The 14,155-nt window shown below is 61.0% G+C and carries 11 protein-coding genes; 6 read left to right on the forward strand and 5 right to left on the reverse strand.

All coding sequences use genetic code 11. The features are described 5' to 3' along the window. Positions 1–2 precede the first annotated feature (2 nt). The gene (locus R1H25_RS09355; protein WP_317223417.1) at positions 3–1,025 is read left to right on the forward strand and encodes an SIR2 family protein; all 1,023 of its coding nucleotides are present in this window, start codon (positions 3–5) and stop codon (positions 1,023–1,025) included. Further along, a complete protein-coding gene (locus R1H25_RS09360) occupies positions 1,022–4,171 on the forward strand; it encodes a type I restriction endonuclease subunit R (protein ID WP_317223418.1) in 3,150 nt (1,049 codons plus the stop codon). Before R1H25_RS09355 ends, R1H25_RS09360 begins: the two co-directional genes overlap by 4 nt. A gap of 63 nt (positions 4,172–4,234) precedes the next feature. On the opposite strand, the gene R1H25_RS09365 is transcribed toward R1H25_RS09360, so the two are convergent. Then, complete coding sequence (locus tag R1H25_RS09365) at positions 4,235–4,591, reverse strand: hypothetical protein (RefSeq protein WP_317223419.1); 357 nt, start codon at positions 4,589–4,591, stop codon at positions 4,235–4,237. A 543-nt stretch (positions 4,592–5,134) separates the two neighbouring features. After that, positions 5,135–6,052 carry a LysR family transcriptional regulator gene (locus R1H25_RS09370; protein WP_317223420.1) on the reverse strand — a complete coding sequence of 306 codons (918 nt, stop codon included), beginning with the start codon at positions 6,050–6,052 and terminating at the stop codon, positions 5,135–5,137. Positions 6,053–6,148: 96 nt separating this feature from the next. Here R1H25_RS09370 and R1H25_RS09375 point away from each other — a divergent pair, with 96 nt between their 5' ends. From R1H25_RS09375 to R1H25_RS09385, 3 genes are all read left to right on the forward strand, one after another. After that, positions 6,149–6,988, forward strand: a complete 840-nt coding sequence (locus R1H25_RS09375) for a type 1 glutamine amidotransferase domain-containing protein (RefSeq protein ID WP_317223421.1) — start codon at positions 6,149–6,151, stop codon at positions 6,986–6,988. A gap of 98 nt (positions 6,989–7,086) precedes the next feature. Then, positions 7,087–7,821 (forward strand): hypothetical protein, encoded by a 735-nt coding sequence (locus tag R1H25_RS09380; RefSeq protein WP_317223422.1) that lies wholly within the window; start codon positions 7,087–7,089, stop codon positions 7,819–7,821. 79 nt (positions 7,822–7,900) lie between these two features. After that, on the forward strand, positions 7,901–8,380 hold the full coding sequence (locus R1H25_RS09385) for a hypothetical protein (protein ID WP_317223423.1): 480 nt from the start codon (positions 7,901–7,903) through the stop codon (positions 8,378–8,380). A gap of 88 nt (positions 8,381–8,468) precedes the next feature. On the opposite strand, the gene R1H25_RS09390 is transcribed toward R1H25_RS09385, so the two are convergent. The 3 genes from R1H25_RS09390 to R1H25_RS09400 form a co-directional block, all read right to left on the reverse strand. Next, positions 8,469–11,675 carry a zeta toxin family protein gene (locus tag R1H25_RS09390; RefSeq protein ID WP_317223424.1) on the reverse strand — a complete coding sequence of 1,069 codons (3,207 nt, stop codon included), beginning with the start codon at positions 11,673–11,675 and terminating at the stop codon, positions 8,469–8,471. Between the two features lie 5 nt (positions 11,676–11,680). Next, positions 11,681–12,022, reverse strand: coding sequence for a hypothetical protein (locus R1H25_RS09395; RefSeq protein WP_241881299.1), 342 nt, complete (start codon positions 12,020–12,022; stop codon positions 11,681–11,683). A 468-nt stretch (positions 12,023–12,490) separates the two neighbouring features. Continuing rightward, a complete protein-coding gene (locus tag R1H25_RS09400; RefSeq protein WP_227852190.1) occupies positions 12,491–12,838 on the reverse strand; it encodes a hypothetical protein in 348 nt (115 codons plus the stop codon). Positions 12,839–13,213: 375 nt separating this feature from the next. On the opposite strand from R1H25_RS09400, the gene R1H25_RS09405 reads away from it, so the two are divergent. Next, positions 13,214–14,128 (forward strand): IS110-like element ISStma6 family transposase, encoded by a 915-nt coding sequence (locus R1H25_RS09405; RefSeq protein WP_317223425.1) that lies wholly within the window; start codon positions 13,214–13,216, stop codon positions 14,126–14,128. Positions 14,129–14,155: the final 27 nt, after the last annotated feature.

Here is a 14,155-nt window from a genome sequence, read left to right on the forward strand (position 1 = left end):
CCATGGAATTTTGGCGCCCCAAGTACCATGAATATCTCAATTCCGAAGGGGATGTGACCATTGTTGGTTCTACCTTTCAGCGGAGTCGAATACTCAAAGATTTAGAGCCAGAAACTTATCAGTTATCTTTTGAAGATTGGGTTGAAGAGAGAAAGGCTGGCTTGCATGATTTGGCTGGTCAAGTACTGACGACGCACGACAACGAAAACCGTTTCAAGGCTCTCAAGAGGGCATATGAGACTCGGAATGTTGTTCCATTTCTTGGTGCGGGCATATCAATGCCTAGTGGCTATCCGGGCTGGACGAAATTTCTATGGGATTTACAGTCTGAGTCGCACGTCAAAGAGAATGATTTGGAGTTGTTGTTAAGTTCTGGAAACTATGAAGGTGCAGCTCAGCTGATTTACGATGATCTTGGCTCTGCGTTATTTAGCAAGCAGCTGCAAGAATGCTTTGATAGAAATTGCACGACTGCTGGCGCAATAAATTTGCTTCCGCTTGTGTTCCCGGACTCAAATATCATTACCACCAATTTCGACAAGTTGCTTGAGTCTGTCTTTTCTGGACAATCACAAGGCTTTGACCAAGTGGTGCTTGGTACTAGCCTGGAAGAGGCGCTGCGTATTTTGAATACTGGTGGAAGATACCTTCTAAAGCTGCATGGCTCATGTGAATCGATTGCAAATCGCGTGCTACTCCAGGGTGAGTACGAGCATGCCTATAGCGACTCAGGGGTTGTTAGGAGATTCTTTTCACGCTTCTTGTTCGGGAAGTCATTGTTATTTATCGGTTGCAGCCTTTTGACGGATCGCACGCTACGGGCAATGGAAGACGTAGTCTCAGCAGAAGGTTCCCACACGCTTCCACAACACTACGCTTTCCTTGAGTTAAAGGATGGGGTCGATCGCGTGGAACGAAAAAAGGATTTGGCAAGAGCCAATATATTTCCCATCTGGTATCCGGAGGGAGAGCATGATGAATCTATCGAAGCCCTATTGTTGGCGCTGATGGAGGATGGGGCATGATCACGGAGCAGCAACTCGAAGACCACAGTGTCGCTTGGTTTCAGGAGCTTGGTTGGCAGTACGTTCTGGGTTCAAGCATTGCACCCGATGGAGATGGCCCTGCGCGTACTGATTATCGCCAGACCGTATTGCGGGAACGCTTGTTAGTCGCGCTCACCCGCATCAACCAGCACATCCCCGCTGCGGCGCTGGAGCAGGCAGCACACGAGCTTCTTACGGTAAGCGAGCCGCTGCTGATCGCGCGCAACCGTCGTATGCATGGACTTCTGCTGGCTGGCATTCCGGTCGAGTTCTCCATAGGCGACGAAAAGCGCACCGACTTGGTTAACCTGATTGACTTCGCTGACCCACGCAACAACGACTTCCTGCTGGTCAGCCAATTCACCGTGACTGGTACTAAGCAGCTGCGCCGTCCCGATCTGGTGGCCTTCGTCAACGGCCTGCCGCTGGCGGTGATCGAGCTGAAGAACCCAGCCAACGAGCAGGCCGACATCTGGGATGCCTTCAACCAGATCCAGACCTACAAGGAAGAGATTGGCGACCTCTTTAACACCAACGTGGCGGTGGTGGTCAGCGACGGCTTCACGGCGCGCCTGGGTTCGCTGACGGCCAACCAGGAGCGCATGCAGCCCTGGCGGGCGATTGCCAATGAGGACAACCGGCCGCTGCTGGAGTTCGAACTGGAAACCATGGTGCGTGGCTTCTTTGAGCCTGCACTGTTCCTGGACTATGTCCGCCACTTCGTGCTGTTCGAGCAGGATGCCGATCAGATCATCAAGAAGATTGCGGGCTACCACCAGTTCCATGCCGTGCGCGAGGCGGTGAAAGCTACGGTGGTCGCCGCCAGCGACCCGAACAAGGGTCTTCTGGAAGTGCAGGAGCCGCGTGCCACCTATGGCAAGGAAGTGCAGCCCGGCAGCCGCAAGGCTGGTGTGGTGTGGCATACCCAAGGCTCGGGCAAGAGCATCACCATGGCCTGCTACGCGGGCAAGCTGTTGCAGCAGCCAGAGATGAAGAATCCAACGCTGGTGGTGGTGACCGACCGCAACGATCTCGACGGTCAGCTTTTCGGCACTTTCTGCGCCGCCGAGGACCTCCTTAGGCAGGCGCCAGAGCAGGCCGGCAGCCGCGAGGAGCTGCGCGAGATGCTGGCTTCGCGTGAGGCTGGCGGCATCATCTTCACCACGGTGCAGAAGTTCGCCCTGCTGGACGATGAGGCACTTCACCCATTGCTGTCGGATCGCAGCAATATTGTTGTGATCTCCGACGAGGCGCACCGCAGCCAGTACGGCATGAAGGGGCGGCTGGATACCGAGACCGGCAAGTACGTGTTCGGCTATGCCAAGCACATGCGCGACGCGCTGGCCAATGCCACGTTCATCGGCTTTACCGGCACGCCCATCGCTCTGGAAGACAAAGACACTCGGGCGGTGTTCGGCGATTACGTCAGCATCTATGACATTCAGGATGCGGTAGACGATGGCGCCACGGTCCCAATCTTCTACGAAAGCCGTCTAGCTAAGCTGGACGTGAACCAGGCTGAGATCGACGCACTCAATGCCCGGGTAGATGAGGTCATCGAGGACGAGGAAGACATCACTGCCCGCGAGAAGACCAAGAGCGATTGGGCTGCGCTGACCAAGCTGGTTGGTGCGAAACCGCGTCTTGAACAGGTCGCTGCCGACTTGGTGCAGCACTTCGAGACGCGCACGGCCACGCTGGAAGGCAAGGCGATGATCGTGTGCATGAGCCGTGACATTTGTGCCGAGCTGTACGACGCCATCGCGGCCCTGCGCCCGGACTGGCACGATGCCGACCCGGAGAGGGGGGCAATCAAGGTAGTGATGACCGGCTCGGCAGCGGACAAGCCCTTGCTGCAGCCTCATCTTTACAGCCAGCAGGTGAAGAAACGCCTGGAAAAGCGCTTCAAGGATCCGGCAGACCCGTTGAAGCTGGTGATAGTACGCGACATGTGGCTGACTGGCTTCGACGCGCCCTGCTGTCACACCATGTACGTGGACAAGCCCATGAAGGGCCACAACCTGATGCAGGCCATCGCCCGCGTCAACCGAGTGTTCCGCAACAAGCCCGGTGGATTGGTCGTAGATTACATCGGCATTGCCAACGAGCTAAAAGCGGCGCTCAAGACCTACACCGAATCCAAGGGCAAGGGCGATCCTGCGCATAGCGCGGCGGAGGCTCTGGCTGTGTTGCTGGAGAAGCTGGACATCGTGCGCGGGTTGATGCATGGCTTTGATTACAGCGAGTTCGAAACAGATGCGCTGCAACTTTTGGTGCCAGTGGCCAACCATATCCTAGGGCTGAAGGACGGCAAGCAGCGCTTCCTCGATGCCATGTTGGCGGTGAGCAAGGCGTTCTCCCTGTGCAGCACGCTCGATGAAGCCGCAGCCTTACGTACGGAGATTGCCTTCTTTGCCGCCGTCAAGGCCGCCATCGTCAAGTTCACCACTGTGGATCGCAAGCGTTCCGATGCGGACAAGAACAGCGCGCTCAAGCAGATTCTTGATAACGCCATCGTGGCCGACGGGGTGGCGGATATCTTCGCGTTGGCGGGCCTGGACAAGCCCAACATCGGCCTGCTTTCAGACGAGTTCCTGGAAGACGTGCGGCAGATGAAGAGCCGCAATCTGGCGGTGGAACTGCTGGAGAAGCTGTTGCGCGACGAGATCAAGGCGCGGGCGCGCAACAACGTAGTGCAGGAGAAGAAGTACGGCGACCGCCTGCTGGAAACCTTGCGCAAGTACCACAACCGGGCGGTGGAGACGGCGCAGGTCATCGAAGAGCTGATCCAGATGGCCAAGGACTTCCAGGCGGCCCTGGAACGAGAGACGGCATTGGGCCTGAGTCAGGATGAGATAGCCTTCTATGATGCCTTGGCCAATAACGAAGGTGCGGTTCGGGAGTTGGGGGACGACACTCTAAAGAGCATTGCCATCGAGATCACGGAGAAGCTGCGCCATAGCACCACGGTGGATTGGCAGGTGCGTGAGAGCGTCCGTGCTAAGTTGCGGATTCTGGTGCGACGTACCCTGAAGAAATGGAAGTACCCGCCGGTAGGTGAGGATGCCGCGATCGAACTAGTGCTTAAGCAGGCCGAATCACTGTCAGACGCGTGGTCAAAGTAGATGCACGTTTAAAGAATTAGGGCGCCGATAGGCGCCCGTGTGATCGAGCGAGGGGCTGGTGGATTACTCCGGCCTAACCTCCCGACAGGCCCACTCAACCAACCCTCTACAAGCCAGAAACAACCCGTCCACCACCCCCTCATCCAGATGCCTCTCCGGCTCCGCTGCCACACGGCAGCGGTCCGCCGCGTGCAGCAGCTCCAGCACCGTCAGCGCCCCCACCATCGCGCGCTCGCTCCTGGCCAGGCTCACACGTCGGCCGGGTGACACATCGGTTTCTGGCCAAGGGTGTCCATTAGCACCCTCGCAGCCGCGCATTCGCTTGAGGATGCCGAGCAGGGAGTTCAGGTCGGGCAGGGGAGTGTCGTCGTTGATGGGTTCAACAACGGTGTACGAAGAAAAGGTGTCGGATTCGTTCATGGCGTCGGCTTCCGTGGCTGTGCTTAACAGCGCCACCGCGAAGAGGTGGCGGACGGTGCGGGTTCCAAACCGGGACAGACAGTTGTCAATAACCGGCGGGTCCGAAGACCCCCACGCACCGCCCGCCATAAAGGCCGACGGATTGCCCGCCGGCACCGGTTAAGGACGGTGCCGACGGGCAAGCGTAAACAACTATCTGTCTCGGGTTTGGACGCCCGCTGCCACCCGTTGTCGGTGGCGCACCATGGTGTTTACGCAGCCGCTTCGAATGCCAATAGAAATTCGCGAAGGAATCGAGGAATCCGAGAGCGAAGAACTATTGTTGCACGCACCATCCGTGCAGCACGCGACGCCATTGGACGTATTCGCGCAGGCGCGCAGTTGATGGCGAATCAAACTGGCGCAATCGCCCATGCCACAAGCGAATAGCGAGACGGCCTGCTTTGCAACTCTTCTTAGTCTGCCTCGCCAGACAACGGCACGCGATCAGCCGCACATCCCGAAAATCGGTTCAAACCCGACACCGTTAACAAGCTCGCGGCTTCAACCAACGCGATCCTCAACCGCATTCCCCACCAGCAACTCAATCATCGCCCGCGCCGCCGCAGACTGCCGCCGATGCGGCGCGTAGATCACCGAGAACGGCCGCGACCGCCCCCGCAGCTGCGGCAGCACTTCCACCAGCTCCCCACGCTGCAACCGCTCGCGCACGATGAACTCATAGCTCTGGCAGATGCCGATGCCCTGTTCGGCCAGCGACACCACGCCCAGCACATCGTCGGAGGTCTCGATGGACGAACGCGGCAGCCAGTCCACCTCGCGCCCGCCGTCGCGGAAGATCCAAGGCGCCAGCCGCCCGGTGCGCGGCATAACAAACGGCAGGCACAGGTGCTGCTGCAGGTCGTCCAGCGTCTGCGGCGTGCCACGGCGCTGCAGGTAGTCCGGCGCGGCCACCAGCAGCAGCGGGGCGTCTTCAAGCTTCCGCCCAACCAGCCCGCTGTCCGGTAGCTGGCCCAGGCGGATGGCCAGGTCGAAGCCTTCGGCCACCAGGTCCACGTTGCGGTTGGTGATGTTCAGTTCCACCTGCACCTGCGGGTACTGCTGCGCAAAGCGCGCCAGCACGGGCGGCAGCCGGTAGTGACCGTAGGTGGTGGGCACGCTCAGGCGCACGCGGCCGGCCAGCGCACCGTCCTGGGCCAGCACGTCGCGCTCGGCGTCGTCCAGCAGGCCGAAGGCGGTGCGTACCTGGTCCAGATAGAGCCGCCCGGCGTCGGTCAGGCCCACGCGGCGGGTGGTCCGCTGCAGCAGCTGCCGGCCCAGCCGCGCTTCCAGACGGGTAACCGCGCGGCTCAGCACCGAAGGCGTGGTGGACAGCGCCACCGCGCCGGCGGTGAACGAGCCGTGCTCGACCACTGCCAGGAACGCCTCCACATCGCCCAGGTAGTCGAACTTGCGGCTCATTTGGCTCTCCGGCGAACAGATGTTTTGCGATGGGGCCAATTTATCGCCGCTGGGGCGATGAATAAAGTGGCGTCCATTCCCCAATAGGAGCTCCCCATGAACCTGATGACCCGGCTGGCCGCAGCGCTGGCCCTCACCCTGGCCGCCAGCGGCGCGCAGGCCGCCAACGTGCTGGTGGTGCTGTCCGACGAAAACCACCTGGACCTGAAGGACGGCAAGGTGCTGTCCACCGGCTTCTATCTCAACGAGTTGATGCAGCCGGTCAAGCTGCTGCTGGACGCGGGCCACGAGGTGACCTTCGCCACGCCGCAGGGGCGGGCCCCGACGGTGGATGCGTCCTCGGTGACGCCGGCGTACTTCGGCAACGATGCGGCGCAGCTGACGCTGCACAAGGAGCTGCTGGAGAAACTGGCGCTGACCTCGCCGACCGCCTCGCCGGTGGTCAGCCTGGCGCGCGTCGAGCAGCAGGGTTACGCGCGTTTCGATGCGGTCTACATTCCCGGTGGCCACGCGCCGATGCAGGACCTGCTGAAGAGCCCGGCGCTGGGCCGGCTGCTGGCCGACTTCCACCAGCGCAACAAGACCACCGCGCTGGTCTGCCACGGGCCGATCGCGCTGCTGTCCACGCTGCCGGATGCGGGTGGTTTCGTGGCAAAGCTGGAAGCGGGTGCGATGCCGGCCACGCCGAAGTGGATCTACAGCGGCTACCAGATGACGGTAATCAGCAACCAGGAAGAAGAGCAGGCCAAGCCGCTGCTGGGCGGCGGTGAGATGAAGTTCTACCCGCAGACTGCGTTGCAGCGTGCGGGTGCGAAGTTCAGTAGCAACACCACGCCGTGGACGGGGCATGTGGTGGTGGACCGCGAGCTGATTACTGGGCAGAACCCGGCATCGGCGCTGGAGGTGGGGCAGCGGTTGGTGGAGCGGTTGAAGTAAGCCGGGTTCTCCATCGCATGCGGTGCCGTGGCACCATGGCGGACTGGCCTCGTCCTTATGGGTGGGGCCATTTTTCCAGGGAAGCCCTCGAACACGACATGCGAACGTCCATCCACTTCATTCTCTCCGCCCTGTGCCTTGGCTTGCCGTCCGGCTGTGCCAGTGGCCCGGAGGAGCACGCCTCAAGCCGCGAGATCACCGGCGCATTCGTGGCCGACGACGGCCAGCTGTACCTGCTGCCGCGCTTTGAGGAGCCGATGCGCTTCAATGCCGCGCCGTTCCGTGAGTACCGGGCGCTGATGGACAGCCCGCTGCGCGAGGCAGTGGCCTGCGCGCAGATGTACTTCCATGAGGACTGGCGCGACCCGGCCAACAAGGCCAAGGTGCACGGCAGCTATGCGCTGCTGCTGCGGCCGGAGCAGGTGACGCCGGAACAGGCCGCGCAGTTCAAGCTGGAGCGGATTGAAGTGCTCCCGCGCGAGGCGAAGTATGTGGATGAGCGTGCGCGCTACTACCTGCCGCAGGACCGGAGCCGCTACGCGTTGGCGTTTGACCGTGCCTGCAATCTTTCCAAGAAGGGCGGCAGCTATTACAGCGCGCTGTTCGAGGGCGACGGCGAGCGGGTGAAGTTGCCGGATGCTGCGGCGCTGGCGGAGAAGGGGAAGCTGGCACAGCCGATCAATGCGCGGGCGCAGCGGATCCTGCCGGAGAGGGAGGACAAGCCGGGTGTGGGTTCGGCGGCGGGCAAGGTGTTGGGGGCGGCGTTGATCCCTGTGGCGGTGCCGGTGTTTGTGTTGAGCCTGCCGTTCCTGGGGCCGGATCATTGGAAGTGAAAAGGCGTTGAGGGAGAGTCATCCACGTGTGGTGTGGATCTACTTGGGCATCGCCTGAACGTTCATCCTGGAGATCTCTGTGCCCAGCACGCTGGAAACTGTTCTGAAGACCGTAGGTTTCATTGTCCTTGCGGCGCTTCCGTTGGTGATCCTCTGGTTCATCCTTCGGCGAATGTCGGCAACTGCTCGCTCGTCCGTGAAAACGGGGCTGCGTTTGGATCCCCCTCGCCGGATCTCCGGTACATCCATGACATTGGTGATGGTGGATGGCAAAGAGGATCGCGAGCACTATTTCTTTGATACAGAATCGTTCTACCTGCGGCGGGGACCGGTGCCCACAGCGTTTCCGCTCTCGCAGATCACCTCAGTCACACGAACTTCCGACGTCATCTATTCCCGTTATGTCTGGCAGGTGTGCTTCAGCAGAGCATCGGGTAGAAAGTGCGTGACGTTCACCAACAACCTGTCGCTGTTCAATCGGGATTTCCTGCTCTTTCTGGCGGCGGTGCGGAAGGCCAACCCGCTCGCGACCGTTGATCGAGCGAGTCCCTTCTTCTGATTATGTGGCGATATCAGTGGCCCCGATTGGCAAACAGGGGCCCAGGAGGGCGGGTTGTTGTGAATGATCTCGCACGTGTCTCACCCACTCAGCCCATGCTGGCGGCGCGGGCCTGGATATCGTGCTGCACGCGCTGATCTTCCAGCTGCTGCTCCAGCTGGTTGGCGATGGCGCGCTGATGCGCTTCGCGGCTGACGGCGTCGAACTGCTGCATGGATTCTTCGACCGAGGTCTGTGCGGCCAGTTCGGTCGGCATTGCGGCGCGCTGGTGTGCGGGGTCGCTGGGCTCGCCCTGGACCACGAACAGAGTATGACCGGCGGGTTTGTCTGCGGTGGCGTTGCTCAGCAGTACGTGGTCGACGCGGTCCAGGTCGTTGTCCTTGGCCAGCACCAGCAGGCTGGCGGTCATGCGCTCGCTGGCTTCGTCGAAGGTGCGACCGTGTTTGGCGTCCAGCGCCGCTACGCCTTCGCGCACCTGTTGATAGAGCGCATGATCGGGATGCTCGGGCTGGGTAGGCAGCAGGGGCGCGGGCGGCGCTTCGGGTTCCTGGATCGTTGCGCTTGAGGGTGATGCCGGCGGTGCCTCCACGGGTGGTGGCGTGTAGGGAGGCTCGTGCTGCGAGACTTGGGTCGCCGCGTCTGTCATCAGCGGGGGCGCAGCGGGCTCGGCTCTCGCGAGTGTGGCTGGAGCGTCTGACTCCGGCTGGACCGGCGCCGACTTCGCTTCGGCTTCGTGGAGGCGGGCAGTAGCCGGCGCGGCTTCAGCCACTTCGGTCTGGATTGACGGGGCCGGGGAGTGTGGGTCAGTTGCAACGGGCTCCTGCGCAGGAGCCGGGTGCCCGATATCCGGCGTCGGTAGCGCACTCACTTCTGGCTGCGCGGGAGATCGCTCAGCGGAGGGAATGTCGGGTGACGGCACAGGAGCTGCCGGCATCGGGTGCGCAGGAGGATCTGCCTCGGTATGCGCTTGCCGCTCGCTTGACTCATCCCGTGCAGGTTGCGTTGCAGCGGCTGCGGTCGGCTCCTGTCGTGGTGCTTCGCGGCGAGCCGGTTCCTGTACAGATTCCACACGATCCGAAGGCGTCGGCGCTGCAGGCGCAGGAACATGATGCTCCTGTACCAAGGGTGATGTGTTGGGCGCAAGCGCAGCGCGTTCAACGGTGCGCGTATCGATCACTGTTTGTGGCGTCAGGCGTTCTTCGGCGTGCTCTCCGCGAACCTCAGCCACGGCAGCGGCGGCCATCTGCTGCACCTGCGGTGCAGCGACGCCAAGTCGATTGGCTTCCTGCATGGCCTGTTCGTGGGCATCGCGCTCGTTGGCGGTCAATGCCTCGATACTGCGTTCGCGGGCGCTGGGTACGGGCGCCTCCATCTGTTGGATGGCCCGGATCTGCGGGTAGGTACTGTTCAACTCGTCGCGGATGTTGCCCTCGGCCAGCGAATCGTAGATCCAGCCGTCATGCAGCCACTCACCATCGCCCTGATGCTGATAGGTGCGTCCGTCGGAGGCGAGTACGTGATCGGGATGCTCACGGGCCCAGATCACTTCATCAGGAATAGCTCCGTACTGGGACCAGCCCTGTGCGGTGTAGGCCTCCTCATACTGCTTGGCAAAGGCCGCCGAGCTTCGGGCGGCATTGAAGGCCATGATGCCCTGTGCGGCTTCATCAAACTGGGCTGCCTTGGTTGCGTCGGCTACCTCTACAGTGGTGTTCTTGATGCCGTGCTCGAGGACCTGATGGACGACCTCGCGTCGCCATTCGCCGGTTTCCGGGTTGCGCTCCCAGGAGCGCGGGAGTGCGCTGGGTGTATCGCTGGCGTCGCCTGCGATGCTGAAGGGATTGATCGGTTGATCAGGCTCGGACAGCCGCAGCCCGACGGCCCGGCTTGAGGCCTGGTAGTTCAGCTGCTGGGTCAGTTCGGCATCGGCGGTCAGCAGCGTGGTCGCGCCGTAGATCGGGCGGTCGGCCAGGGTGCCGACGGTGCCTACGATCTCCCGCTCGCTGTGTGTCCAGCCATTTTCGGGATGCGCCGGGTCAAACGTCCATACCCTACCGGTGTTGTCGGCCTGATTGTTGATCTGGTACTTCTCAATCCAATCGACGATCTCACTGCCACCCCAGGCGCCCAACCCGCCACCGATGATGCCGGTGACAATGGCGCCGGGGCCGGACTCGATGCCCAGCAGCGTACCGACTTTGGCGCCCACTACCGCGCCGGTCCAACCGCCGACGCTGCGTGCTCCGAAGTCCAGCAGCGCGGCTTCCGCGCCCGTCCGGTTGTCCCGCGCGTAGAGGTCGGCAATCCTTGTTCCTTCCGTCGCGGCTTCAACGACCGTCGCTGCGGCGCCACCGATGACGGCGCCCCGCACCATGTTTGGGCGCACGCGGATGGTGTGATCGATGCCGCGTGCTTCCTGGATGTTGGGCGTAATGCCTTCAACAACCTTGAGCGTTGCGCGCTCATCGAGAACGGCTGCGGCTGTAGGTGGACTTATCTTGTCGTTGAGGGGAAGGGCGGCCGTGAGTTCGGCGTGCCAGCGGCCTTGTGCGCGCCAATCATCGCGCAGGGTTTGGGTGATTCGAGGGTCTTTCAGTCGAGCTTCGCGTTCGGTTTCCAGCGCTGCGCCCGGTAGGCGGGTATCGCTATGGCTGTCGTAGACCTGAGCGCCTTCGCGTCCGTAGAGTCGAATCTGGGTGCCGGTCTCGGCCTGGACCTTGTCCAGATTTCCGGGCAGGGCATCGTAAACGTGTTTGCGCACGTCCTCGGGGACGTAGCGGCCGAAGCCATAGTTGTCCAGAGAGTTGGAAAAGCGTGCATCCACGCCAAGTTCGCTTTCCAGCCGATGCGCGACGACGCCTCGAATCTCCACTTCGTAGCCATTGGCCTGAAGATCCTTGATCAGCGTGATCGCACTATCACCATTGCCCAGCGTCGTGTCGAGGATGAGGTTCCTACGACCCTCGACTGCTCCCGCACGCAGTTCTTTTGCCCAGTGGCTGGCGTCCTCGTGGGTGTGCCCGGCCCAAGTGTACGGGTGCCGCTCGTACAGTCGCTCTACATCTGGATACGCATCGCGTAGTTCGTCGGGATCCACGACAACTACATTTCCGCCAAGTTCCGCTCTGCTGATGTCCTTCAGCGTGCCCTTTCCTGCGCCTGGTTGCCCTGCGAGGAGGATGGCCTTTGGTGTTGTCTGTGAGGTATGGTGACTCAAGCCACTCTCGGGAATGATCGTTTCCCGAAGAACCCGCTGATGTACGTCTACCGGCAACTGACCATCCATGGAGGCCATTAGCTTTACTCCATACTGGCGTCAAAGTGGGCACGCAGCTCGCTGAGATTCGCTAGGCCAATGTTGCTGGACCTGGCAAATGACATCAGTCGTTCCTTTTCTTTGGCTCGTTCAATCGCTTGCGTATCGCCTGATGCCACCGCGGCGTCAATTTCAGCGCGCGCTTCAATCTTGAAGGCGCTCAGGCAGTCCTCCAACTCCCAGACTGCGGCCTCGAAGGGTGGGGTGGACTTGATTCTTCTATTCTCTATCGAATTGAGAGCCTTCTGCAGTCGTTCGATATGATCCGGATAGTCCTTGAGCAATTCAAGGAGCTTTGACGGTACCGGGGGAAGGGGCTGAGGCATGGCTTTCACCTATCTAGCGATTTGATGCGTTCTCATGAGTATCTGCACTTGCAGTGGCAAGTTCAATGCTGCCCACGGCAGGCCGGCTATCGTCTCCCGGCTGGCCAGCTGGAACCTCCGTCTTGGGGTGATCCTGGCGCTGGCCGCATTCGTGCCGCTCTTGGGACTACTTTCTCTCCTGGCAGTCGGCGTTTCAGCGCTGGCCGGCCACCACAAGACTATTCACGTGCCTCGGTCTTTGGCCAAGAAGTAGCCCGCCAGATCGCTGACGTTCAGCATGCTGGCTCGGGAATCTCAAATTCGACGGTACGGATCAATTCTCCTTCACCTTGGTCATGTCTACTCCGCAAGAATGAAGGCATGAGGCATCAGCTGGCTTGTAATTTGGTCCAAACGGCTTTCCGGAAGGATGACATCAGAGATGCGGGCGAAATGACTTGCGGGGCTCAATTGCAGATGCGGCTCCAACTAGCGCCGCTTCTCCGATTCCTTGAAATAATCGCGAAGTTCATGGAGACCTTTCATTCCGCCATTGCCGGATCGCGCTCGGAACATCAGCTTGAATTTGCCGTCGGTCGCTGAAATCAATTCAGCATCACCTGATGCCTTAGCTGCCGTCAGCTCAGCCTGGGCGTCATTGATAAAGCTGTCGAGACAATCCTCGAGCTTCCACACTGCATCCTCAAACGGCGGTAAAGACCCCGTGCTTCTGGTGTTGACGGAAATGAGCGCTTCCCGCAGCCTCTCGATAAGCTCCGGATAGTCCTTGAGCATTTCCCGGAGGTTCGCCGGGACAGGAGGGGAAGCAAAAGCCATGACTATCACCCTTTCGGCAGACCCATGCGGATTCAAGAGTATCCGCATATTCCCTGGCGGGTCCAATATCATTTGCGACATCAGGCGGAGTGCCCGAGCGGCCTCCGTCCTTGGGATCATCGAGTTGAGGCTACGTTGAGGGAGAGCATCCACGCGTGGCGTGGATCTTATCTCTTGCCGATCTGGCACCTTGGGGGCCGAGAGCCCGGCGTGGGCGACCGTGTGGATCCAGGTCTTGCGACCGAGAAGTAGCTTGGGTCCCCACGCCGGATTCTCCCTGAACCGCCCGAACAGTTGGTTGAGTTGGCGCTCGAACTGATAAGACTGGGCAAGCGGGGAGAGCTCTCGACCCTGTCAGCCTAGCGGAGTTCTGCCATGTTTGGGATCGGGATCGATGTGAGCAAAGCCACGCTGGATGTGGTCGTCCATGGAGAGCAGTTTCGCCAATTCAGCAACGACAAGCGCGGCTTTGTGCGCTTGATTCGGTGGCTGAAGACGTGGCCGATCAAGCAGGTCGTTCTTGATGCAAGCGGGGGTTACGAGCGTGCTGCTCTGGATGTATTGCACGCCGCCGGCCTGCCGATGGTGCGAATCAATCCGGCGCGTGCACGGCGATTTGCCCAAGGCACGGGCCGTGCCGCCAAGACCGATCGGCTCGATGCGACAGTGCTGGCGCAGATGGCCCATTTGTTGCCGCTGACCCGCTACGTACCGCCTGCCCCTTGGCAGCAGCGTCTGGCTGAATTTGCGCAATGCCGCAGGCATCTGGTGCAGATGCGGGTCAGTCAGATGCAGCGCTTGCGGCGATTGGTCGATCCGGATCTGATTGCGATGAAGCAACGCCATATAGCCCAGCTATCTGACGACCTGAAGCAACTGGATAAAGCTATTGCCGAGCAGCTTGAGGGACAGCCTGGCTGGAAGAATATCGGCACGCTCAAAGGCGTCGGCCCCATCCTGATCAGCACACTGGCCTGCGAGTTGCCCGAACTGGGCAGCTTGGGAAGCAAAGCCATAGCATCGCTGGTGGGGTTGGCCCCGATGAACCGCGAAAGTGGCACCTGGCAGGGCCAACGGCGGATCAGTGGTGGGCGCGCAGTAGTACGCGAAGCCCTTTACATGGCGGCCCTGACGGCCATCCGGTACGAGCCAGGACTGCGCGCGTTTTACGCTGGCCTGAAGGCCAAGGGCAAAGCGAGCAAGGTGGCGCTCGTGGCGGTCATGCGCAAAATGCTGGTGATCCTCAACGCCCGTAAGCGGGACGCCGAGGTGGCCCTCGGCTGCCCCTGACAAGACAATTGCTACTGGAATCGCGGC

Origin of the sequence: Stenotrophomonas veracruzanensis (assembly GCF_032911525.1) — a bacterium.
GTDB classification, from domain to species: domain Bacteria; phylum Pseudomonadota; class Gammaproteobacteria; order Xanthomonadales; family Xanthomonadaceae; genus Stenotrophomonas; species Stenotrophomonas africana.

Excerpts from the sequence above, each read along its gene's own strand:
- R1H25_RS09375 (WP_317223421.1), top strand. The coding sequence starts at position 6,149 with ATGAACCTGATGACCCGGCTGGCCGCAGCGCTGGCCCTCACCCTGGCC.
- R1H25_RS09380 (WP_317223422.1), top strand. The coding sequence starts at position 7,087 with ATGCGAACGTCCATCCACTTCATTCTCTCCGCCCTGTGCCTTGGCTTG.
- R1H25_RS09400 (WP_227852190.1), bottom strand. The coding sequence starts at position 12,838 with ATGGCTTTTGCTTCCCCTCCTGTCCCGGCGAACCTCCGGGAAATGCTC.
- R1H25_RS09405 (WP_317223425.1), top strand. The coding sequence starts at position 13,214 with ATGTTTGGGATCGGGATCGATGTGAGCAAAGCCACGCTGGATGTGGTC.
- R1H25_RS09390 (WP_317223424.1), bottom strand. The coding sequence starts at position 11,675 with ATGGCCTCCATGGATGGTCAGTTGCCGGTAGACGTACATCAGCGGGTT.
- R1H25_RS09365 (WP_317223419.1), bottom strand. The coding sequence starts at position 4,591 with ATGAACGAATCCGACACCTTTTCTTCGTACACCGTTGTTGAACCCATC.
- R1H25_RS09355 (WP_317223417.1), top strand. The coding sequence starts at position 3 with ATGGAATTTTGGCGCCCCAAGTACCATGAATATCTCAATTCCGAAGGG.
- R1H25_RS09395 (WP_241881299.1), bottom strand. The coding sequence starts at position 12,022 with ATGCCTCAGCCCCTTCCCCCGGTACCGTCAAAGCTCCTTGAATTGCTC.
- R1H25_RS09360 (WP_317223418.1), top strand. The coding sequence starts at position 1,022 with ATGATCACGGAGCAGCAACTCGAAGACCACAGTGTCGCTTGGTTTCAG.
- R1H25_RS09370 (WP_317223420.1), bottom strand. The coding sequence starts at position 6,052 with ATGAGCCGCAAGTTCGACTACCTGGGCGATGTGGAGGCGTTCCTGGCA.